The organism is Solwaraspora sp. WMMA2065, assembly GCF_030345075.1.
GTDB lineage: Bacteria > Actinomycetota > Actinomycetes > Mycobacteriales > Micromonosporaceae > Micromonospora_E.
This window is the reverse complement of record NZ_CP128361.1, coordinates 3,786,564-3,809,062: the sequence shown is the minus strand read 5'-3', so window position 1 is coordinate 3,809,062 and position 22,499 is coordinate 3,786,564. Positions and strand designations below refer to the sequence as shown.

At 73.0% G+C, this 22,499-nt stretch carries 16 protein-coding genes; 10 read left to right on the top strand and 6 right to left on the bottom strand.

The genetic code is table 11. The features are described from left to right. Positions 1 to 85: 85 nt before the first annotated feature. Together O7610_RS17270 and ilvA are read left to right on the top strand one after the other, a co-directional pair. Positions 86 to 1,477, top strand: a complete 1,392-nt coding sequence (locus O7610_RS17270; protein ID WP_281551761.1) for an amidase — start codon at positions 86 to 88, stop codon at positions 1,475 to 1,477. After that, positions 1,474 to 2,694, top strand: a complete 1,221-nt coding sequence (gene ilvA, locus O7610_RS17265; protein ID WP_281551760.1) for a threonine ammonia-lyase — start codon at positions 1,474 to 1,476, stop codon at positions 2,692 to 2,694. The genes O7610_RS17270 and ilvA overlap by 4 nt, the downstream gene beginning before the upstream one ends. Before the next feature lie 44 nt (positions 2,695 to 2,738). Here ilvA and greA read toward each other — a convergent pair whose 3' ends face one another. Both greA and O7610_RS17255 read right to left on the bottom strand, forming a co-directional pair. Continuing rightward, on the bottom strand, positions 2,739 to 3,239 hold the full coding sequence (gene greA / locus O7610_RS17260) for a transcription elongation factor GreA (protein ID WP_278173899.1): 501 nt from the start codon (positions 3,237 to 3,239) through the stop codon (positions 2,739 to 2,741). A 152-nt stretch (positions 3,240 to 3,391) separates the two neighbouring features. Further along, complete coding sequence (locus tag O7610_RS17255) at positions 3,392 to 3,826, bottom strand: DUF4307 domain-containing protein (RefSeq protein WP_281551759.1); 435 nt, start codon at positions 3,824 to 3,826, stop codon at positions 3,392 to 3,394. A gap of 127 nt (positions 3,827 to 3,953) precedes the next feature. Here O7610_RS17255 and mca point away from each other — a divergent pair, with 127 nt between their 5' ends. The 7 genes from mca (at position 3,954) to purE (ending at position 12,428) form a co-directional block, all read left to right on the top strand. Beyond that, a complete protein-coding gene (gene mca, locus O7610_RS17250) occupies positions 3,954 to 4,838 on the top strand; it encodes a mycothiol conjugate amidase Mca (protein ID WP_281551758.1) in 885 nt (294 codons plus the stop codon). 51 nt (positions 4,839 to 4,889) lie between these two features. Then, the gene (locus O7610_RS17245) at positions 4,890 to 5,147 is read left to right on the top strand and encodes a hypothetical protein (RefSeq protein ID WP_281555822.1); all 258 of its coding nucleotides are present in this window, start codon (positions 4,890 to 4,892) and stop codon (positions 5,145 to 5,147) included. Between the two features lie 270 nt (positions 5,148 to 5,417). Then, positions 5,418 to 8,021, top strand: coding sequence for a putative bifunctional diguanylate cyclase/phosphodiesterase (locus O7610_RS17240; RefSeq protein WP_502959031.1), 2,604 nt, complete (start codon positions 5,418 to 5,420; stop codon positions 8,019 to 8,021). Next, a complete protein-coding gene (locus O7610_RS17235; RefSeq protein ID WP_281551757.1) occupies positions 8,018 to 8,620 on the top strand; it encodes an HAD family hydrolase in 603 nt (200 codons plus the stop codon). The genes O7610_RS17240 and O7610_RS17235 overlap by 4 nt, the downstream gene beginning before the upstream one ends. 80 nt (positions 8,621 to 8,700) lie before the next feature. Further along, a complete protein-coding gene (locus tag O7610_RS17230) occupies positions 8,701 to 10,749 on the top strand; it encodes a thioredoxin domain-containing protein (RefSeq protein WP_289213638.1) in 2,049 nt (682 codons plus the stop codon). Positions 10,750 to 10,761: 12 nt separating this feature from the next. Continuing rightward, positions 10,762 to 11,937 (top strand): 5-(carboxyamino)imidazole ribonucleotide synthase, encoded by a 1,176-nt coding sequence (locus O7610_RS17225; RefSeq protein ID WP_281551756.1) that lies wholly within the window; start codon positions 10,762 to 10,764, stop codon positions 11,935 to 11,937. Beyond that, positions 11,934 to 12,428, top strand: coding sequence for a 5-(carboxyamino)imidazole ribonucleotide mutase (gene purE, locus O7610_RS17220; protein WP_281551755.1), 495 nt, complete (start codon positions 11,934 to 11,936; stop codon positions 12,426 to 12,428). Before O7610_RS17225 ends, purE begins: the two co-directional genes overlap by 4 nt. A 67-nt stretch (positions 12,429 to 12,495) precedes the next feature. Here the strand turns inward: purE and O7610_RS17215 are convergent, their stop codons facing one another. Both O7610_RS17215 and O7610_RS17210 read right to left on the bottom strand, forming a co-directional pair. Next, the gene (locus tag O7610_RS17215; RefSeq protein ID WP_289211361.1) at positions 12,496 to 17,625 is read right to left on the bottom strand and encodes an SCO7613 C-terminal domain-containing membrane protein; all 5,130 of its coding nucleotides are present in this window, start codon (positions 17,623 to 17,625) and stop codon (positions 12,496 to 12,498) included. A 166-nt stretch (positions 17,626 to 17,791) separates the two neighbouring features. Further along, positions 17,792 to 19,219, bottom strand: a complete 1,428-nt coding sequence (locus tag O7610_RS17210; RefSeq protein ID WP_281551753.1) for a UDP-glucose dehydrogenase family protein — start codon at positions 19,217 to 19,219, stop codon at positions 17,792 to 17,794. Positions 19,220 to 19,484: 265 nt separating this feature from the next. Between O7610_RS17210 and O7610_RS17205 the strand changes: the two genes are divergently transcribed. Continuing rightward, positions 19,485 to 20,648: an acyl-CoA dehydrogenase family protein gene (locus O7610_RS17205; RefSeq protein ID WP_281551752.1), complete on the top strand. Its 1,164-nt coding sequence runs from the start codon at positions 19,485 to 19,487 to the stop codon at positions 20,646 to 20,648. A 27-nt stretch (positions 20,649 to 20,675) separates the two neighbouring features. Here the strand turns inward: O7610_RS17205 and O7610_RS17200 are convergent, their stop codons facing one another. After that, positions 20,676 to 21,644: a hypothetical protein gene (locus O7610_RS17200; protein WP_281551751.1), complete on the bottom strand. Its 969-nt coding sequence runs from the start codon at positions 21,642 to 21,644 to the stop codon at positions 20,676 to 20,678. An 81-nt stretch (positions 21,645 to 21,725) separates the two neighbouring features. Beyond that, entirely contained in the window at positions 21,726 to 22,457 is a 732-nt protein-coding gene (locus O7610_RS17195; protein ID WP_281551750.1) for a hypothetical protein, read from the bottom strand. Positions 22,458 to 22,499: the final 42 nt, after the last annotated feature.

Sequence of the window (22,499 nt, the reverse complement as noted above, 5' to 3'; positions counted from 1 at the left end):
ACTGCGGGCCGGCCCGACACCCGGGCGGGTCCGGCGACGGGTCCGCACAGCGACGCGAACCGCGTACCGGCTGCCTGGAGGTGCCGTGCACGACATCGTACCGACCTGGGTCGGGACCACCGCCCGGCAGATCGCCCGGGCCGTACGCCGGGGTGACACCTCGGCGACCCGGGTCGTTGCCGATCATCTCGACCACATCGCCCGGGCCGACCCGGAGCTGTCCGCCTTCCGCGCGGTCCGTGGCGGCGAGGCCATCGTCGAAGCGGAGAAGGTCGACGAGCAGGAGGACCTGGCGAACCTGCCGCTGGCCGGGGTGCCGGTGGCGATCAAGGAGAACACCCCGGTCGCCGGGCTGCCGACCTGGCGCGGATCGGCCGCCGCGCGGACCCCGGTCGCCGAACACGACCACGAGATCGTCCGCCGGATGCGCGGTGCCGGCGCGGTCGTCGTCGGGGTGACCCGGATGCCGGAGCTCGGGCTCTGGGCGACCACCGACGACGCCACAGCGACCAGCCGCAACCCCTGGCAGCTGTCACGCACCCCGGGCGGTTCGTCGGGCGGCGCGGCGGCGGCGGTGGCCAGCGGCATGGTGCCGATCGCGCACGGCAACGACGGATTCGGCTCGATCCGGATCCCGGCCGCCTGCTGCGGCCTGCTCGGGCTCAAACCCGGCCGCGACGTGGTTCCGCGACAGCTCGGCACTGAGGACTGGTTCGGCCTCACCGAGCACGGCATCCTGACGACCTGCGTGGCGGACGCCGCCACCGGCTTCGCGGTGCTCGCCGGCCGGCGACCGGAGAAGCTGGTCCAGCCGGGCCGGCTGCGGGTGGCGGTCTCGCTCACCTCGCCGGTGGCGGGGCTGCGGGCCGACGCGGCCAACCGGGACGCGGTGGCGGCGACGTCGCGGCGGCTCACCGAGGCCGGCCACGATGTGAGCGGCACCGAGCTGCACTATCCGGCCTCGCTGGGACTGCGGGGACTGTCCACCTGGTTCGCCGCCGCGGCCGAGGACGCCGCCGCCGGCCGGGCCGGTGGCCGGGACCTGCAGCCACGGACCCGTCGGCACGTCGCGCTCGGCCGGTGGGCACAACGGCGCGGGTACGTGCGGGAGGCCGACCGGACCGCCTGGCGGGACCGGATGACCGGGTTCTTCACCGACCAGCGAGCCGACGTGCTGCTGACGCCGGCACTGGCCGGCACCCCGCCGGCCGCGACCGGCTGGGCGCGCCGGTCGTGGGCGGCGAACATGTGGAGCTGTGTTCGGTACGCCCCGTACGCCGCGCCGTGGAACATGGCCGGACTGCCCGCGTTGGTGGCGCCGGCCGGGCTGCGCCCGGACGGCCTGCCGGTCGGGATCCAGCTGGTCGGGCCGCCCGGCTCGGAGCTGTTGCTGCTCGCCGTGGCCGGCCAGCTGGAGATTATGGCATCGTGGCCCCGCCACGCCCCGTCGTGGCCGAGAGTGGACAGCCCGATATGACGGAACTGGTCGGACTGCCGGACGTCCTCGCCGCCCGGGACGTCCTGGCGGACGTGGTACGGGTGACTCCGCTGGAGCCGTCCCGCCCGTTGACCGCCCTGCTCGGCGGGCCGGTCTGGTTGAAGTGCGAGAACCTGCAGCGGGCCGGCTCCTACAAGGTGCGGGGCGCGTACCTGCGAATCTCCCGGCTGACTGAGCGGCAGCGGCGGCGCGGGGTGGTCGCGGCCAGCGCCGGCAACCACGCCCAGGGCGTGGCACTCGCCGCCGGACTGCTGGACATCGGCGCGACGGTGTTCATGCCGACCGGCGCGCCGCTGCCGAAGGTCGCCGCGACCAGAGGGTACGGTGCCGAGGTCGAGTTCGCCGGCACCACCGTGGACGAGGCGCTGGACGCAGCCCGGGAGTTCGCCGACCGGACCGGTGCGGTGCTCATCCACCCGTTCGACCATCCGGACGTCATCGCCGGTCAGGGCACCGTGGCGCTGGAGATCCTGGAGCAGTGCCCGGAGGTCACCACCATCGTCACTTCGGTGGGTGGCGGCGGGTTGATCTCCGGGATCGCGGTAGCGGTCAAGGCACTGCGCCCGGACGTACGGGTGATCGGCGTGCAGGCGGACAGCGCGGCCGCGTACCCACCGTCGCTGGCCGCCGGTGCCCCGGTGCGGTTGGCCGACTACCGTACGATCGCCGACGGTATCGCCGTGGGACGCCCCGGTGACCTGACGTTCGCGCACGTCAGCAAGTTGGTCGACGAGATCGTGACGGTCTCCGAGGAGGACCTGTCGCGGGCGCTGCTGATGTTGCTGGAGCGGGGCAAGCAGGTGGTCGAACCGGCCGGCTCGGCCGCGGTGGCAGCGCTGTTGTCCGGCGCGGTGCGGCCGGCCACCCCGACGGTCGCGGTGCTCTCCGGCGGCAACATCGACCCGTTGCTGCTGTTGCGGGTGATCGAGTACGGCCTGGCCGCCGCCGGCCGGTATCTGCGATTCACCGTACGGTGCGGCGACCGGCCTGGCGAGCTGGCCGCGCTGCTGGCACTGATCGCCGAGCAGCGGGCGAACGTGGTCGACGTCGATCATCAGCGGCGCAACCCGCACCTGCGGTTGGGTGAGGTCCAGGTCGGCCTGTCGGTGGAGACCCGCGGCCCAGAGCACTCGACCGAGCTGGTCGAGGTGCTCCGTGATCGCGGCTACCAGGTGGCGTTCGCCGCCGCTGACTGACCCATCCTCGGTTACTGACCCGCTGCCGCTGCGGCGGCCGCAACTCAGCCGGCGAAGGGCTCGAACTTGTCGACAGTGACCTTGATGTCCGCGCCGCTCGGCGCGGTGTAGGTCACCGTCTGACCCTGCCGGCTGCCCAGAATGGCCTGACCGAGCGCGGACTCCGGGCTGTAGACGGTCAGCTCGGTCGTCGAGGAGATCTCCCGGGAGCCGAGCAGGAAGGTCTCGGTGTCGGCGGGATCGTCATCAAAGTGGATCGTGACGACCGTGCCGGGCGCGACGCTGTCCGCGTCTGGTGCCTCGCCGACCTTGGCGGTACGCAGCAGCTCCTGCAGGTAGCGGATCCTGGCCTCCTGCTTGCCCTGCTCCTCGCGGGCAGCATGGTACCCGCCGTTCTCCCGCAGGTCGCCTTCCTCCCGACGGGCATTGATCTCGGCGGCCATCGCCGTCCGTCCGGCGATCAGCTCGTTGAGCTCGGCCTGGAGCCGGTCGTAAGCGTCCTGGGACAGCCAGGTGGTGGGCGCCTCGCGGTCGGTCGTGGACACAGACGATCTCCTTGTGGGCTTGCGGGCGGTCGAGGTCGAACTACCAACGTACCAGCGATCCGCACCGAGGTGCCGGGGTTGCAACGGCCCGGGTGCCGACCGCCGGGTCGCCACCCGCCTCGGCGGGTGTGGCGAGGGTCACGCTCGGCTGGTCAGCCGGCGGGTCGGCAGCGTGGCACCTCGCCCAGGAACGCGACTCGTTCGGTGGCCAGCCGGTACGTGGTGCGGACGTGTCGTTCGCCCGGTTCGGCCCGGATGGTCACCTCGGACCGGCCCACCTCCGCCCCGTCCCGCGACCGGGCCCTGACCAGGCAGGTCGTCGCACCGCCGGGGGGCACCGTGACGGCGAAGTCGATGGTGATCCCGTCCTCGGTGGCCTCGGTGTAGGTGATCACCTCGGGCTGGTGCAGCGGGTCGCCGTAGAGCGTGTAGAGCCGGCCGGCGATCGCCGTCCCGACCAGCACCGCTACCGCCGTGAGCAGCGCGACGAGCCACGGCCGGCGCGTTCGGGGCGCGCGTCGTCGTCCGTACCGCCCGGGTGGGAACATGGCGGCGGTCGGTGCGGTTGTGGCGGACGTGTCGGTCACCCGGGACGGAACTCCTTGGCGGACGTGTCGGTGGGGTCGGCGAGAATGGTCGACGGGCCCATTGTCGCAGCCGGGCCCGGACGCCGCCGGCAGGGGATGTCAGGCACGGGATGAGGGAGCGTTTTCGTTGGCTGAGCAACTGCGTCTGATGGCGGTGCACGCCCATCCTGACGACGAGTCCAGCAAGGGTGCCGCGACGATGGCCCGGTACGTCGCGGAAGGTGCCCAGGTGCTGGTGGTGACCTGCACCGGCGGGGAGCGGGGCAGTGTGCTGAACCCGAAACTCGACCGGCCGGACGTGTGGGAGAACATTGCCGAGATCCGCCGGGCCGAGATGGACGCCGCCCGGGCGATCCTCGGCGTCGAGCAGGCCTGGCTGGGCTTCGTCGACTCGGGTCTGCCCGAGGGTGACCCGCTGCCGCCGCTGCCGGATGGGTGTTTCGCCCTGGAGCCGCTGGAGGAGGCGGCCGGGCCGTTGGTGCGGTTGATGCGGGAGTTTCGTCCGCACGTGGTGACGACCTATGACGAGGACGGCGGCTATCCGCACCCGGACCACATCATGTGCAACCGGGTGAGCGTCGCCGCGTTCGAAGCGGCCGGTGACCCGGCCCGCTACCCGGGTGTCGGTGGTGAGCCGTGGCAGCCGTCGAAGCTGTACTACTGCATGAGCTTCACCAGGGCGCGGATTCTCGCGCTGCACGAGGGGATGCTCGCGATCGGTCGGGAGTCGCCGTACCAGGAGTGGATGGACCGGTGGGAGGATCGTCCGGACAAGGGCGACCGGATCACCACCCGGGTCGACTGCGCCGACTACTTCCCGGTCCGCGACGACGCGCTGCGCGCGCACGCCACTCAGGTCGATCCGGACGGCTTCTGGTTCCAGGTGCCGATGGAGGTGCAGCGGCAGGCCTGGCCGACCGAGGATTTCGAGTTGGTCCGGTCGTTCGTCGAGAGTCCGAAGCCGGAATCCGACCTTTTTGCCGGGATTCGTGAGGGGCTCGGCCGATCCTGATGCGCCGGGCGTACCGTGTAGTCGACGTCGGCGACGCAGAGGGGTCCGATCGTGCTGAGTGCTGTCCATGTCCTGGCGGTGAACAACTTCGGGGACACCCGCAGCGGTGGTCTGGCCGGGCCGATGGGGCTGTTCCTGCTCCTGCTGCTCGCCGCCGCGACGGTGTTGCTGATCCGGAACATGAACGCCCGGCTGCGTCGGCTGCCCGAGCGGTTCGACGACGCGGCGCCGGGCGGCGGGGCGGCGCCGGGCGAACGCAATGTCCTTGATCCGACAGAAGGCGACTCGCGTCCAGGATCCCCTTTGTAACCGCTTACATGCGCTCTCACCAGGGACTTTTCTCCCCTCCAGTGGGCTCCCGCCGGTAAACCGGCCCAGTGGCCCCTGTTGCCGGAATCGGCTTTGGCTTAGCCTTCCGCCGGGGACCTTCAGTTCCTCCGACCGCGCGCGGAAAGGGGCGACCATGGATCGCACAGCTGTCGTCCCTGGTCGTACGGAACGGACGCGAGGGATACTCACCATGGTCGGCCGCCCCCGCCGGGCACCGGTCCACGGCTCGGCGGTCACCGGGAGTGACCCGTGACGTCGGCGCGGCCGGAACCGGCTGCGACCGCGCACGAAGCGGCGACCGGAGCCCCTGACGGCGGGGGCCAGTGGCGGCTGCCCGTCTTCACCGTCGCCGTCCTGGTGGCCGCCGTCGCCACCATCGCCATCGGGCTGCTCACCGGGCCGGCTCGGCAGGCGTCGGCTCTCCCGGCCCCGGCCGGTTTCGCGATCGTCGCGGCACTGCTCGGCGTCGCGCAACTCGCCCGACTGCGGTTCCGCATCGGCACCGGCACGGTCAGCTTCACCTGGGGCGAGGCCGCCCTCATCGTCGGCCTCTACATCCTGCCGGTCGGCTGGCTGCCCGCCGCCGCCGCCGTCGGCGTGGGCATCGCCTGGACCCTACTGTCGATCTTCTCCGAGCCCCGTACGGTGCCGGAGATTCTCCGGGTCACCGCGTCGCTGACCGTCGCCGTCGCGGCGGCCGGCGTCGCCGCCCGGGCGGTTGCCGACCCGTACGCCCAGCAGCTCACCCCGCTGCTCGCCGCCGCCATGCTCCTCGGCGGGCTGGTCTATCTGCTGATCACCGCCGCCCTGGCCACGGTCGCCCTGTCGCTGCGGCACGGCCGGCCGTTCGTCGCCACCCTGCTGCACGCGCTGCGCAACAAGCTGCTGATGTTCGTCGGCAACGTCCTGGTCGGGCTGGCCACGGTCGGGATGCTCGGCCACGATCCGCGTTGGCTGCTGCTGCTGCCCCCGGTGCTGTGGCTGCTGCAGCAGACCTACGGACACCGGCTGCGGGTCGAGGACGAACGTCGGGCCTGGCAGGAGTTCGCCCGGGCGACCCGGGCGCTCAACCAGCTCGACGAGCCGGCGGTCGTCGGTGCGGGGGTCGCTGGCGGGCTCACCCTGTTCGGCGCCGAACGCGTCGAGATCGACGTGCGGCAGGTCGACGGCAGGCTGTGGCGCTACGTCGGCGACGCCGACGGCGGGTTGCGCCGGTCGGAGCCGCCGGCCGACCCCGTCGACCCCGTGGCGGCGGCTGAGGACCTCGCGGACGATGATGCTGCGGACGACGCAGCCGACCAGATGCTCGTCCACCCGCTCACGGTCGGCCGGACCGGCGTCGGTGAGCTGCGGATCCACCTGCCGGCCAGCACCATGCCGAGGTCCCGGGACCGCAACGCGCTCTCGGCCTTCGGTGACGCGCTCGCCGCGGCCCTGCACGACGCTGCCACCGACCGGGCACTGCGCCACCTCACCGACCGGACCATGCACCGGTCGATGCACGACCCGGTGACCGAGCTGCTCAACCGGGCGGCGCTGCTCACCAAGGGCGACGTCGCCCTGCACCGGCTGGAGCACGACCATCCGGTCGCTCTGCTGCTGCTCGACATCAAGGGCTTCAAAGAGGTCAACGACACCCTGGGTAACGCCGCCGGTGACGAACTGCTGCAGTCCGCCGCCCGGCGGCTCAGTGACCGGCTCCGCCCCGGCGAGCTGCTCGGCCGGCTCGGCAACGACGAGTTCGCCCTGCTCCTGACGTCGCTGAGCCCGGCTGCCGCCGGCTGCGTCGAGCGGACCTCGCCGACCGCGGTGGCGATGCGCCGGGCCCGCGAGATCACCGCGATGCTGGCCGAGCCGACCGAGGTCGCCGGTGTGCGGATGTCGGTCGAAGGCGCACTCGGCGTAGTGGTCGCCGGTGCCGGCACCGCCGACATGAATGAACTGCTTCGTCGGGCGAACATCGCGATGAGCCATGCGAAGGCGATCGGCGGCAGCGTCGCCGGCTACGACAGCGCGAAGGACGCCGCCAACACTGATCAGCTTGCGCTGCTGGCCGAACTGCGCGCCGCGCTGGACGTCGACGACCAGCTCGAACTGGCCCTGCAACCGGCGGTCGACCTCGCCACCGGCGGGCCGACCGGGGTGGAGGCGCTGATCCGGTGGCGGCATCCGCGGCGCGGCCGGCTCACCCCGGTCCACTTCGTCAGAGCGGTCGAGGGCAGTGAACTGCTCGCCCCGTTCACCCGGTACGTCGTCGACCGGGCGTTGTCGGCCGCCGCCGAGTGGGCGGCACACGGCATCGACGTACCGATCTCGGTCAACATCTCGGCCCGGAGCCTGCTCGACCCGCAGCTGCCAGCCGAGATCGGCGAGCTGCTGCGCCGCCACCAGGTCCCGGCCCACCGGTTGGTGCTGGAGATCACCGAGACGGTGGTGATGAGCGAGCTGGAGATCATCGACGAGGTGCTGGCCAGCCTCCGGGAGATGGGCGTCCAGCTCGCCGTCGACGACTTCGGCACCGGGTTCTCCTCGCTGGCCTTCCTGACCCGGGTCACCGTCGACGAGCTGAAGGTCGACCGGTCCTTCGTGGTCCGGATGGCCGACTCGCCACGCGATGCCGCCATCGTGCGGCACACCGTCCGGCTGGGCCGGGAGATGGGCCTGCGGGTGGTCGCCGAGGGCGTGGAGACTGCCGACCAGCGGGCCACCCTGGCCGCCCTCGGCTGCGCCGCCGCGCAGGGCTACCACTTCTTCAAGCCGATGCCCGCCGACAAGGTGCTCGCGGTGCTCCGGTCCCTGGCGGACTCCGCGCAGGCCCAGATCTACCCGCTGCGCGCGGACGGTGCGTCGTGACCGGCGGGCCCAGCGGTGCCGTCCGGGACTGGTTGGTTTTCGACTACGGCCAGGTCATCTCGCTGCCGCAGCCGCCGGGCGCGGTAGCCGCCATGGCCGAGCTGGCCGGGCTGCCGCAGGCCACCTTCGACGAGGGGTACTGGCGGCACCGGGACGCCTACGACGCCGGCTGGCCGGCCGAGCGCTACTGGAGCCACGTGGTCGGTCGGCCGCTGTCCGCCGACGATCCGCTGGTGGCCGAACTGGACCGGGCCGACATCGCCAGCTGGTCGCAGCTGAATCCGCGTACCGTCGAACTCGTCACCGGCCTTGCCGCCGACGGACACGGCTTGGCGCTGCTGTCCAACGCCCCCGAGTCCATCGCCACGGCGATCGACTCGGCCGACTGGGCGGCGGTGTTCCACCACCGGCTGTTCAGCTGCCGGCTGGCGTTGACCAAACCCGATCCGGCGATCTTCGCGGCGCTGCTGCACCGGCTCGGCGCGCCTGCCGACCGGGTCACCTTCGTCGATGATCGGCCGGAGAACGTGCAGGCCGCCGCCGAGGCGGGCCTCACCGCGCTGCGATACCCGGACGTTCCGGTTTCGACCCGGCGGTGAGCCGCCCACCGACTGGCTATGGTCGGAACGTGCGACCCCACACCGTCGGGGTCGTGCCACGACCCCGAGGAGCGACCAGCGTGAACCGGCTCGGCGAGGCGACCAGCCCGTACCTGCAGCAGCATGCCGACAACCCGGTCGACTGGTGGCCGTGGTGCCCGGAGGCATTCGATGAGGCCCGCCGCCGGGACGTGCCGGTGCTGATCTCGGTCGGGTATGCGGCCTGCCACTGGTGCCACGTGATGGCGCACGAGTCGTTCGAGGACGACGCGGTCGGGCAGCTGATCAACGACAATTTCGTCGCGATCAAAGTGGACCGGGAGGAACGCCCCGACGTGGACGCGGTCTACCTGGCCGCGACCCAGGCGATGACCGGTCAGGGCGGCTGGCCGATGACCGTGTTCGCCACCGCCGACGGCACCCCGTTCTTCTGCGGGACCTACTTCCCGCAGGCGAACTTCGTCCGGCTACTCCACTCGGTCGGCGCCGCCTGGCGCGACCAGCGCGACGCCGTGCTGCGCCAGGGGGCCGCGGTAGCCGAGGCGGTCGGCGGCGCGCAGGCCGTCGGCGGGGCGACCACGCCGCTGACCGCCGACCTGCTCGACGCCGCAGCGGTGACGCTGGGCAAGGAGTACGACCCGACGCACGGCGGGTTCGGCGGGGCGCCGAAGTTCCCCCCGCATCTCAGCCTGCTCTTCCTACTGCGGCATCATCAACGCACCGGCGCCGCCGACAGCCTGGAGATCGTCCAGCACACCTGCGAGGCGATGGCCCGGGGCGGCATCTACGACCAGCTCGCCGGCGGCTTCGCCCGGTACGCGGTGGACAGCACCTGGACCGTGCCGCACTTCGAGAAGATGCTCTACGACAACGCGCTGCTGCTGCGGGTCTACACGCTGCTGTGGCGGCTCACCGGCGACCGGATGGCCGGCCGGATCGCCCGGGAGACCGTCCGTTTCCTCGCCGAGGCACTCGCCGTACCCGGTGGTGGATTCGCCTCCGCGTTGGACGCCGACACCGGCGGGGTCGAAGGCACCAGCTACGTGTGGACCCCGCAGCAGCTGATCGAGGTCCTCGGCGAGGCCGACGGCCGGTGGGCGGCCGACCTGTACGGGGTGACCGGCGACGGCAGCTTCGAACACGGCACCAGCGTGCTGCGGCTGGCCCGCGACGTCGACGACACGCCACCGCAGCAGCTGGACCGGGTCCGGGCGGCACTGCGCCGGGCCCGGTCGGCCCGGCCGCAGCCGGCCCGCGACGACAAGGTGGTGACGGCCTGGAACGGCCTGGCGGTCACCGCGTTGGTCGAGTTCGCCACCGCCGCCGATGCCCTGACCGGTGCCGACGAGACCGGTGCCGACGATCTGACCGGTGCCGCGGCCGGCACCGACGGCGACGTCGAGCTGGCCACCGAGTTGGCGGTCGCGACCGGTGCACATCTGGCCCGTACCCACCTGGTCGGCGGGCGGCTGCGCCGGGTCTCCCGGGACGGTCTGGTCGGCGCGCCCGACGGGGTGCTCGAAGACTACGGCTGCCTCGCCGAGGCGTTCTGCTCGCTGCACCAGCTCACCGGGGAACGCCGATGGCTGGACCTCGCCGGTGAGCTGCTGGACGTCGCGCTGGCCCGGTTCGCCGCCGACAACGGCGGCTTCTACGACACCGCCGACGACGCCGAACAGCTGGTCGCCCGGCCGGCGGACCCGACCGACAACGCCACCGCGTCCGGGCTGTCAGCCACCGCCGCCGCGCTCACCGGGTACGCGGCGCTGCGCGGCGCCCCGCAGTACCGGGCCGCCGCCGAGGCCGCGCTGGCCACCGTCGCGCCGGTCGTCGCCCGGCACGCCCGGTTCACCGGCTACGCCGCCGCCGTCGGCGAGGCGTTGCTGTCCGGTCCGTACGAGATCGCCGTGGTCACCGAGGACCCGACCGGTGGCCCGCTGCTGCGGGCGGCGCGGCGGCACGCGCCGCCCGGCGCGGTGGTGGTGGCCGGTCGTCCCGACCAGGCCGGCGTACCGCTGCTGGCGGACCGGCCGATGATCGGCGGGGCGTCGACCGCGTACGTCTGCCGGGGCTTCGTCTGCGACCGGCCGGTCACCTCCGTCGCGGACCTGGTCGCGCAGCTGAGTTAGGCTGTCGCCGCAATGGATACCCGTACCGGACTGCCCGTCGTCGGCATGGTGGGTGGTGGGCAGCTCGCCCGGATGACCCACCAGGCCGCGATCGCGCTCGGCCAGTCGCTGCGCGTGCTGGCCCGCACACCGGAGGACGGCGCCGCCCTGGTCGCCGCCGACGTGCAGTACGGCGAGCACACCGACCTCGCCGCGCTGCGTACCTTCGCCAAGGGCTGTGACGTCGTCACCTTCGACCACGAGCACGTGCCGGGCGAGCACATCCGGGCGCTGGCCGCCGATGGCGTGCGCCTGCACCCGGGGGCCGACGCGCTGCGCTGCGCCCAGGACAAGGCGGTGATGCGGCGGCGGCTGACCGAGCTGGGTGCCCCGGTGCCCCGTTGGCGACGGATCGGCTCGGTAGACGAGCTGGCCGCGTTCGGTGCCGAGGCCGGCTGGCCGGTGGTGGTCAAGACCGCGCGCGGCGGCTACGACGGCCGCGGGGTGTGGCTGCTGGACACGCCGGACGAGCTGGTCACCGCCGGTCTCGACCCGGCCGACCCGTCAGCCGACCCGGCGGTGGAGCTGATCGCCGAGGAGCGGGTGAAGCTGGTCCGCGAGCTGGCGGTGCAGGTGGCCCGCTCCCCGTTCGGTCAGCTGGCGGTCTACCCGGTGGTGGAGACCGTGCAACGGGACGGCATCTGCGTCGAGGTGCTGGCGCCCGCACCGGCCCTGCCGCAGCCGCTCGCCCTGGCGGCCCAGCAGCTGGCTATCGACCTGGCCAGCGCGCTCGACGTGGTCGGGCTGCTGGCGGTGGAGCTGTTCGAGGTGACCGGTGGCGGTGGCCTGGTGGTCAACGAGCTGGCGATGCGGCCGCACAATTCCGGGCACTGGACGATCGAGGGCGCGCGTACCTCCCAGTTCGAGCAGCATCTGCGGGCGGTACTGGACTATCCGATGGGTGACACCGGGCTGACCGCCCCGGCGGTGGTGATGGCGAACGTGCTGGGCGGCGCGGACGGCGGGATGGGCATCGACGAACGGCTGCACCACCTGTTCGCGACCGACCCTGGCGCGAAGGTCCACCTGTACGGCAAACAGGTCCGGCCGGGCCGCAAGATCGGCCACGTGACGGTGCTCGGCGAGGATCTGACCGACGTCCGAAACCGGGCCGCCCGGGCCGCCCGCTGGCTGCAGGAGGGGCGATGATCGGCGTCATCATGGGCAGCGACTCGGACTGGCCGACGATGCGGGCCGCCGCCGAGTCCCTCGCCGAGTTCGACGTCGAGCACGAGGTACGGGTGATCTCGGCGCACCGCACCCCGCACGGCATGCTCGACTACGCCGGCAACGCCGCCGACCGGGGCATCCAGGTGATCATCGCCGGGGCAGGCGGCGCGGCCCACCTGCCGGGCATGGTCGCCTCGGCGACCCCGCTGCCGGTGATCGGGGTGCCGGTGCCGTTGAAACATCTGGACGGGATGGACTCGCTGCTGTCGATCGTGCAGATGCCGGCGGGCGTGCCGGTGGCCACGGTGTCGATCGGTGGTGCCCGCAACGCCGGCCTGCTGGCGGTGCGGATCCTCGCCGCCACCGACCCAGGGCTGCGCGCCCGGATGCTCGCCTACCAGCAGGAGCTGGTCGAGCTGGTCGCCACGAAGGACGCCGCGCTGCAGGCGTCACACGGCGGTACCGCCTAACCCCGGCCGAATCTGCCCGGCCGGCCGCAGCGGCCGGAGCCGTCCAGCCGGGTCTCCCCGAGCGGCCTCAGCGCATGCCGCGCAGCGCGCCCCGCACCCGTTCCTGGGTCTGCCGGCGCCACTCGCTGCTGGCCCCGAGCGCCAGCAGCACCAGACCGACCGGGATCAGCACCAGCCACGGCCCGAAGAAGGTCAACGCGTGCAACGCGGTCACCGCGCTGACCACCGTACCGACCACCACCGGAGCCTGCTGCTGACTCATCGCCCCGACCAGCAGGGTGCCGACCGCACCGAGCAGCAACAGGACCTGCCGGAAACTGTTCTCCCCGGAGCTGATCACCAGCACCAGGGTGGGCAGGAACGCCGCGGCCAGTGCCGGCCCGTACGCCGTCCAACTGCTCAGGTCCGGCCGGTGCCGCAGTTCCAGGACCCCGACCAGCAGGGCGAGGACGGCGAACGGCAAGGTGTACGCCTCGGTGAGCGCCACGTCGGTGATCCGCATCAGCATCCACCAGGCGGTGATCTCACAGCCGACCGCCAGCCAGAACAGGACCCGACGCTCCATCGCGCGTCGGCCCGGCCGGGTGGCCGTCACACCGAGCACCGCGCCCCAGGCGGCCAGCAGCCCGGCCAGATGCGCGGCCGAGTCGTACGCCAGGGCCAGCGCGAGCAGTGCGGCCGCGTAGCTGCTCCACTCGACCACCGCCGCCTCGCGTACCGCCTCGGGGTGGCTGAGCCGGGGCAGCCGGGTCGCGGACAGCAGCAGGCCGGCACCGACGGCGAGTACGCCGAACGCCGACCAGCTCGGCGGGAGGCCGGCGACAAGGCCCACGGTCAGTACGAACATCTGCGCCATCACCGAGGCGAACAGCCAGCCGAGGATCCGAGCCGGCTGGCTGCGTCCGGCGTACGCGGCCACCGCTCCGACGCACACCGAGCTGCCCAGCGTGAAGACGGTCAGTTGATCGTTGGCCAGCGCGCCGGCAAGCCCGGCGCCACCGGCGGCGAGGCCGATCAGGAACAGCAGCCGGCGGGCGATGCGCAGCGGCCGGTGCCGTTCGGTGTCCGGCGGCGGTTCGGTCAGCGCCAGTCCGACCATGGCGACCGCGAAGACCAGCAGCGCCGCCATGGTGCCCGCCGGCCAGCCGACGCCGAACGACATCGGGGTGATCAGCAGGGTGATCGCCACGCCGGGCAGCACCACCGGAACCGCCTGGCCCGGCCCGCCGGTGTTGAACCCGGTCGCGGCCAGCGCCGCCGCGACGGTGAGCAGCAGCGCGGCGAGCACGTTGGTCGGGTCCACGGCGGCGGCCGGCGGATCGAGCAGCCCGGCCGGTGGTCCCTGCCAGATCGCGGTCAGCGTGCGGTACGGCTCGACCAGCGCGGCGGTCAGCGTCGGTGCCACCGCCGCGACGGCCAACGCGGTGGGCAGCGCGGCGGCTGCCAGCGCACCCTTGACCGGGCTGATCGCCCACTCCCGGCCGATCTCCAGCGGCCCCGGCTGGCTCCACCGGCCGCCGAGCCCGGACCATCGGCGACTCGGCCGGGACAGGTCCACCGGCGGTGGGGTGGCGGCCCGCAGCAGTTCGGCGAGTACGCCGAGCAGTGCGGCCCCGGCGGCGTACATGCCGGTCGGCAGGTCGGTCGGGAGCGACGCGAGGGCGGTGACCGTCGCGCCGCCGGCCAACCCGACGGTGGCGTACGGCAGGTAGTGCGGCACCTGGCGGCGGACCATGGCCAGCACGGCGACGCCGAGCGCCGAGGCGGCCAACGCCCCGGTCAGCACGATCTCCGTGGTCCAGCCGAGCGCGGCGGCCAGCGCGGCGACCGCCCCGGGCATCGCCAGCAGCGCGGCCCCGGTCGCTGCGCCACCGATCTTCGCCAGGTGCGCCGGCATCGACTCCCGGTCGGGGACGAGCTGCCCGGTACCTGCCTGATCATCCTGGTCAGTTTGACCAGCCTGGTCGGCCGGAGCGGACTGGTCGGCCAGCGTCACGGTGGCGACGACTCGGGCGAGTACCGCCACCACCACGCAGGTCAGCACCACGACACCGAGCGCGGCGGCGGTGGTCCACGGACGGACCAGGCTGGCGCCGATGGCGTACAGGGCGACCGCCACGGCGACGCCGGCCCGGGCGGTGGCTGCCTGTGGATCGTCGGCGGCCACCGAGACGATCCCGTACCCGATCGCGACCAGGCATCCGACCACGATCGGCGACCACCAGGGCAGGCCGAGCGCCGCCGGGGTGCCGACGGTGGCGAGCGCGACCAGCACGCCGGCGGCGTGGAACGACCAGGGTCGGGGCAGCGCGACGGCGGCGGCCAGCGCGAGCAGTACCAGGGCCAGCGGCACCTGCCACGAGTTGGCGGCGACCTCGGTGGACCAGGCGGTCAGGTCCGCCTGCCAGAGTTGGCCCGGGGTGGCCAGTGCCTGGACGCCGCCGGCGACCGCGGTGTAGCCGGCGAGGACGGCGATGACTCCACCGCTGACTGCGGTGCCCAGGACCGGTCCGCGCCGCCAGTGCTCGGGCAGGGCGCGTACGGCGACCGCCACCAGCAGGGTCAGCGCCGCGCTGGCCACCAGTTCGGTGCCGGGTACCACGATCGCGCTGACCCTGGCCAGGGTGCCGACCAGCGCGGCGGTGGCGGCCGCTGCGGCGTAGTCGGGGCCGTCGAGCAGCCGGTCCGCCCGCCGCCCGGCGTCGATCGACGGTGCCATGAGCAGCAGCCCTGCGGCGACCAGCAGCCCGACGGCGACCCACACGTCGGCGACGGTCGCGCCGGGGGAGCCGAACGTCGCAGCGGTGACCGCGAGCGCCCCGAGCCCGGTGCCGATGGTCAACGGCCGGGGGATCTGCCGTTCGGCCACCTGCGCCAGCGCCGAGTAGCCGAGTGTGCCGCAGACCGCGAGGAAACCGGCGGCCAGGATCGGGGCGGTCGTCTCCTGGACGGTCAGCGCGGTCGGCCCCGGCGGCGGTACCAGAGCGGCGACGAACGCCGCCACCCCACCGGGCAGGGCGAATGCTGCACCGCCGGCTGCCCAACCGCCGACCGCGTCCCCGGCGGGCCGGCGACGTACCTCCGGCAGGGTCCCGGCCACCGCGATCAGTACGCCGGCGGCGGCCAGCACCAGCAGAGCGGCGGCGGTGGAGCCGGGGCGGGCCAGCGCCGCGCCCGCACCGGCGGTGCCGAGCACCGCCGCGCAGATCACGTGCACCCGGGCGGCCCGGGTGGTGTCGGTGAGGAAACCTGTGCCGGCCACCGCGACGGCGGTGAGCACCGGCAGCCACGGTGCGGCGTACCAGGGCAGTGCGAAGGACGCCGGTACGGCCAGCGCGGTCAACGTCACGCCGACGACGGTCGCCTCGCGGCGCCATTCGACCGGCATGGCGACCGCCGCCGCGATGGTGATCAACAGCGCGGCCAGGGCGAGCTGCCAGTCGGCGGGCCCGGCGTAGTCGACCAGGCTCTGCTGGTAGCCGGCCAGGTCGGCCTGCCATGCGGGCAACGCGGCGCGGACCGGTGCCAGCGCCGCTCGCAGCGCGCCACCGGCGACCAGTACGCCGAGCACGGTCAACGCGGCCGCCGCCGCGAGCTGCGGGCCACGGCGGACCTGCTCCGGCAGGGCCCGTACGCCGATTCCGGCGACGGCGACCACGGCGGCGATCAGCAGCAGCGCCGGACCGGGCAGGGCGACCGCCGCGACCCGGCTGGCCGCGCCGATGACCGCCAGGGCGAACACGCCGGCGGCCAGGTCCGGCAGTGGCGGGTGGCCCAGGGTGAATCCACCGGCGAGCCCGATCCCGGCGGCGATCAGCAGCACCGCCGCTGCGACCAGCGCGTCGGGCACCGTGTCGGCGCGCAGTACCGCCACCACGGCGAACAGCAGGGCGGCTGTGACGGCGAGCCCGTGCAGGGTCCAGATCAGGTCGCGTAGCCAGAGGACGGCCGCGGTGGGTGCCGGCGGCAGCCAGCCCGGCCCTCGACCACCGTTGCCGCCACCGGGAGGCTCACCCTCGACGACGGCGTCGGCCTCCTCCGGCGCGTTCTCCGGCCGGTCGGAGCCGGTGCCGGTCGGTGCCAGCCCGGCTGACCCGGCGGGCCCGCCGGACCGGTCGACGGGCTGGTTGCCGCTGTCCGACCCGGCCGGCGCGTCCGGCCGGGGTCGAGGCGCCGTCGGCGACCCGAACCGCCAGCCGCCGCCGAGCTGCCCGGGGCCGCTCAGTAGCCGTACCAGCAGCAGATCGAGCACGGCGACCACGGCGAGGGCCGACGCCCACCCGGCAGGCCCCCGGATCACGTCCTGACCGAGCAGCGGCACCACCGGCTGGATCGCGAGCACCATGCCGTACCGGGGCAGGCGTAGCCCGGTGGTGGCGGCGTAACCGGCGGCGACCAGCGCGGTGACGGCGAAGGTGAGGCCGGCGAACGCCGACGGGCTGACCGGCCCGGCCCGGACGGCGTCGGTCGCCCAGATCGCGTAGCCGTCGATCGGGACGAGGACCAGCGCCACGGCGGCGATCGTCTCCGCGGTGGAGGTGAGCCCGCGGGCGGCGACTGCGGGCGGTGCCGCGAGCAGCAGCAGCGTGCCGGCGAACAGCACGCTCAACCGGGTGACATCGGGCAACGCGCTGTTGGCGACGGCGGCGAACACCACCACCGCCATCAGCGCGCCGAGGCCGAGCAGGACGTTCTGGATGGACTGGGCGGACGCCTCCGGTCGGGTGCCGTCCGACGACAGGACCTGGGTCGGATCGTCGCCGGCGGCGGCCGGCGGGTAGCCGGCCGGGCCGGAGCCGGGCGGTTCCGAGCCCGGTGGCGGCCCGGTCAGCGGCACGTCGTCGGCGGCCAGGTTGGGGCTCTGCCGGGGGAACCTCGGCGGGGCGGTGCCCTGGTCGGCGGTCGGCGGTCGACGCCCGGCCCGGCGGCGGACCGAGACCCGGGGCCCCGGGCCACGCCGACCGGCGGCACCGCCGGTGGACAGGATGTCCCGCTGGAAGATCGCCGCCTGCAGGTCGCTGGCCGTCTGCTTCTGCTCTTTGGCCAGCGAGAGCTCGCGGGCCTTCATTTCGGCGATGGACCGCTCGATACGGGCCAGGTCCTCAGCGAACTGCGGCTGCTCGGCACCGCACCGCGGGCAGGTCGCCGCCGCCGGCACGGTCCGCCCGCACGAGGCGCAGCGGTACGGCGTACTCATGGCACCCTCCTCCACGCCCGGACCACACTGTGGACCACTTCCTACGAAGCATGCCTAAACCAAGCAACTGTTGAACAGCCCTAGGCGGCGTGGAGATCGGAGAAAAACCGGTCGTGGGTCCGTCACGGACCCACGACCGGCCGGTTCGGCGCGGGCGGTGCCGGGCTCAGGGGCGGCCCATGCCCCGGTACTGCCAGCCGGCGCCGGTCCACAACGTCGAGTCGAGGCAGTTCCGGCCGTCGATCACCCGCCGTCCGGCGACCAGCTCACCCAACGACACCGGGTCGGCGTTACGGAAATCGGCCCACTCGGTCAGGACGCAGACCAGGTCGGCGTCGCGGACCGCGTCGACCATCGACGGTACGTAGGCCAGGTCCGGCTGCGCACGGCGGGCGTTCTCCGTACCCTCGGGGTCAAAGACCCGCACCTGCGCGCCGGTCTTGGCGAGCATCGCCGCCACCGCGAGCGACGGCGCGTCCCGTACGTCGTCGGAGTTGGGTTTGAACGTCGCCCCCAGCACCGCCACCGTCGTGCCGGACAGATCCGGCCCGGCCGGCCCGGACCGACGGTCCAGCAGCTCGGCCGCGAGCTGCACCACCCGGGACCGCCGCCGCTGGTTGATCAGATCCACCTCGTGCAGGAACCGCAACGCCTCACCCGCGCCGAGCTCCTGCGCCCTGGCCTGGAACGCCCGGATGTCCTTGGGTAGACAGCCACCGCCGAACCCGACCCCGGCCTGCAGGAACCGGTTGCCGATCCGCGGGTCGTAGCCGATCGCCCGGGCCAGCTGGGTGACGTCGCCGCCGGCCACCTCGCACACCTCGGCCATCGCGTTGATGAACGAGATCTTCGTGGCCAGGAACGCGTTCGCCGCGACCTTCACCAGCTCGGCGGTCGCGAAGTCGGTCACCACCAACGGCACCTCCCGGTCCTCGGTGGCAGCCAGGTCGAACACCCCCTTGTGCGCGGCGTACAGCATGCCGTTGGCCCACTCGCTGCGTACCCCGACCACGATCCGGTTCGGCCGCAGCACGTCCTCGACGGCGAAACCCTCCTGCAGGAACTCCGGACTCCACGCGACCTCGACGCCCAGGTCGCCCTGGGCGTGCTTGCCGACCAGCTGCTCGATCCACTCCGCGGTGCCGACCGGCACCGTCGACTTGCCGACGATCAACGCCTTACGGGACAGGTGCTGGGCCAGACCGGTCACCGCCGCCTCGACGTACGACAGGTCGGCGCCCATCGCGTCGGCCCGCTGCGGGGTACCCACACAGATGAAGTGCACGTCACCGAACTCGGCCGTCGCCGCCATGTCGGTGGTGAACCGCAGCCGTCCGGCGGCCAGGCTCCGCTTGAGCAGCTCGTCCAGGCCCGGCTCGTGGAACGGCACTTCACCTGCGGACAGCTTCGCGATCTTGTCGGCGTCGACGTCGTAGCCGATCACCTCGTAGCCGAGCTCGGCGAAACAGATGGCGTACGTCGCGCCGAGGTAACCGGTGCCGAGGAAGGTCAGCCGCGGGCGGGGGGCACCCGACGGCGGGGCCACCGCCGCGATGGCCGGAACGGGCTGGATGTTCGGGTACGGGATGGTCACGCCTTGTTCTCCGCTCGCGCTGGCGGCGCTGTGGTCGCGTCGCACTCGGTGGCCCGGTGCCGGGGGCTCGACACCAATCATCGTGGTTTTGACGTTCGCGGCGTACCGCTTCGTGGGTGCCGACTCGGCCGAGGGGTTCCGGTCGGCTGCCCGGCAGACGATAGTCCGTACGGCTGGGCGGGGGCGACCGGCATCGGCGTTACTCACCGGTATCCTCACACTCGAGCAGGATATCGAGGGAACACTCCAGGCGAGGGAGGGCGTGATGACGTCCGGGCCGGCGTTCGATGTCTATCAGTTACCAGAGGAGCACACAGCGATCCGGGAAGCGGTCCGGGAGGTGTGCGACGCGAAGGTCGCCCCCAACGCCGCTGAAGCCGACGAGACCGCACAGTTTCCCACCGCTTCCTACGACGCGCTGCGGGCAGCGGATTTCCATGCCCCGCACGTTCCGGAGCAGTACGGCGGGGCGGGCGCTGACGCCCTCGCCACCGCGATCGTCATCGAGGAAGTGGCGCGGGCCTGCGCGTCCTCGTCGTTGATCCCGGCGGTCAACAAGCTCGGCACGATGCCGCTGCTGCTGGCCGGCTCGGAGCAGTTGAAGGAGCGCTACCTGCGACCGGTGGCGTTGGGCGCGGCGATGTTCTCGTACTGCCTGTCCGAGCCGGAGGCGGGCAGCGACGCTGCGTCGATGACCACCCGCGCGGTCCGCGACGGCGACCACTGGGTGCTCAACGGGGTGAAGCGGTGGATCACCAACGCCGGTGTCTCGGAGTACTACACCGTCTTCGCGGTCACCGAGCCGGGTGCCCGGTCACGGGGGATCTCCGCTTTCGTTGTGGAGAAGTCCGACCGCGGGGTGAGCTTCGGCGCACCGGAGAAGAAACTCGGTATCAAGGGGTCACCGACCTGCGAGGTCTACCTGGACAACGTCCGGATCCCGGCGGACCGGATGATCGGCGAACCGGGCACCGGGTTCGCCACCGCGATGCGCACCCTGGACCATACCCGGGTGACGATCGCCGCCCAGGCCGTCGGCATCGCGCAGGGTGCGCTCGACTTCGCCCGCGGGTACGTGCGGGAGCGCCAGCAGTTCGGCAAGCCGATCGCCGACTTCCAGGGCGTCCAGTTCATGATCGCGGAGATGGGCATGAAGCTGGAAGCGGCCCGGCAGATCACCTACGTCGCCGCCGCCCGGTCGGAGCGCGCCGACGCAGACCTGACCTTCTTCGGGGCAGCGGCGAAGTGTTTCGCCTCAGACGCGGCCATGGAGATCACGACCGACGCGGTGCAACTGCTCGGCGGGTACGGCTACACCCGGGACTACCCGGTCGAGCGGATGATGCGGGACGCCAAGATCACTCAGATCTACGAGGGCACGAACCAGGTGCAGCGGATCGTGATGGCGCGCCAGTTGCTGACCCCCTGACCTGACCTGAGGCTTCCGGAGCCGGCCTCAGCTCGGGGACTTCCCCGCGTCGTCGGGACGGGCCGGCAGCACCGTCGTGGTCTCGTCGCCGCCGTCCGCGCCGTCCGTCGTCCGGACGATCCGGGTGGTCTCGTCGGGGTCGGTGGTGGTCGGCTGGTTGATCCGGGTGGTCTCGTCCGGGTCGGTGGTGGTCGGCTGGTTGATCCGGGTGGTCTCGTCCGGGTCGCCGCCGGTGACCGCCGGTCGGGGCGGTGCGAACGCCGACGCCTGCGGCAGCACGACGGTCGGATCGTCCCGCCGGTGCCCCGGCGGGGTCAGCCGCATCGTGTCGTGCTCCGAGTCGGGTTCGGCACCCGTCGCCGATCGGGCTGGCCGCAGCGGCGGGTTGGCGGCGGCCGGGAAAGCGATGGTCCGAGCCGGATCGCCGGTCGGTGGCTGGGCCGACCACGCCGGCGGTCCGGCGCTGCCGCCGTATCCGCCGGCCGGGTTGCTGCCGTATCCGCTCGGGTTGCCGTATCCGCCGGGGCCGGGCAGCGGGGCGGTCCGCGTCACGTCCTGCGGCGGTGGCCCGCCGGCGTACAGCGCCACCATCCGCTCACCCCGCCAACGACGTGAGCTGAACGCGGTGGCCAACAACGGGACGGCCAGCACCACGGCGAGCCCTTCGGCCGGCGCCGTGAGGACGAAATCCGTGCCGAGCAGCCGGCGCGGCATCGTCTCGTAGAACCCCACGATGTCGACGGTGGCCCAGGCCGACACTCCGACGAACGACGCCCCGGCCAGAACCGGTCCGACCGGGGACAACCGGGGCAGCAACAACAGCGCGTACGACACTCCGCAGACCGCGAGCGCGGCCAACCCGATGAACACGTCGAGCGGTGGTTCGCTGTACGCGTCCCGTCGAGCCAGCGCGTACTCGCTCAGGCCGAGCCCGGCGAGGAACCAGATCACCGGTGCGAGGAGCAGGGACAGGACCAGCGAGCCCAGGTGCCGCATCTGACCTCCTCGCGGGGATGGTGCCTTCCGGGCACGGTACCCGCCAGGCGCAACGTCACCGGCAACAGTCGGTGGGTCGGTTCAGCGAATCACCCGACTGGACCGGGGGATGGGCCGGGCCGGCCGTAGCCCGTCGCCGTCGGGTCGAACGTCTCCGGCCGGCGCGGCCAGTGTCGTCTTCGTTCTCGTCTTCGTCCGCAACGACGCCGGCCGGTCGGCGTCGGCTCGGTCCGGGCCGGTCGGTGCGTCGGCGGAGTCGTCCGACGTCGTGGCGCTGCCGCCCGGCAGCGACCAGAGCGACGGGTCGAACTCGCCGCGTGGCCGGACCGGCAACGGCTCCGCCGCCGCCGCGTCGGAACCGGCCTCGTCGTCGTCGGTGCCGTTCGTCGCGGGCCGGGATCGCCACCGCTGCCTGCTCAGCACCGCGGTGCTGAGCAGCACCCCGAGCAACGCGAGGGTGCCGTTCTCCACCGGCTGCAGCAGCACCACCGGTTCACCGAAGAGCCGCCACGGCGTACCGATCAGGTCGCGGGCACCGAACGGGTCGACGAACATCGCCACGTACGGGGCCGCCAGAGCCAGCCCGGCGGTGAGCGGACCGAGCGGGGAGAACCGTAGCGTGCCCAGCAGCCCGAGCAGCAGACCGGCGGCGAACACGAACGCGGCCGGTGCCAGCAGGGTCGCCGTGTGGTAACCGCCGTCGGTCACCCAGCCGGCGATGGTGCGGGCCGACGTCGTCTGGCCGACCGCGATCAGCACCCAGCACAGCGGTGCCGCAGCCAGGCCGCTGAGGAAGCTCCAGAGATGACGCATGGGCGAACCGTACCGTTTCGGGCGGGAGGCTCGGGCAGGGAC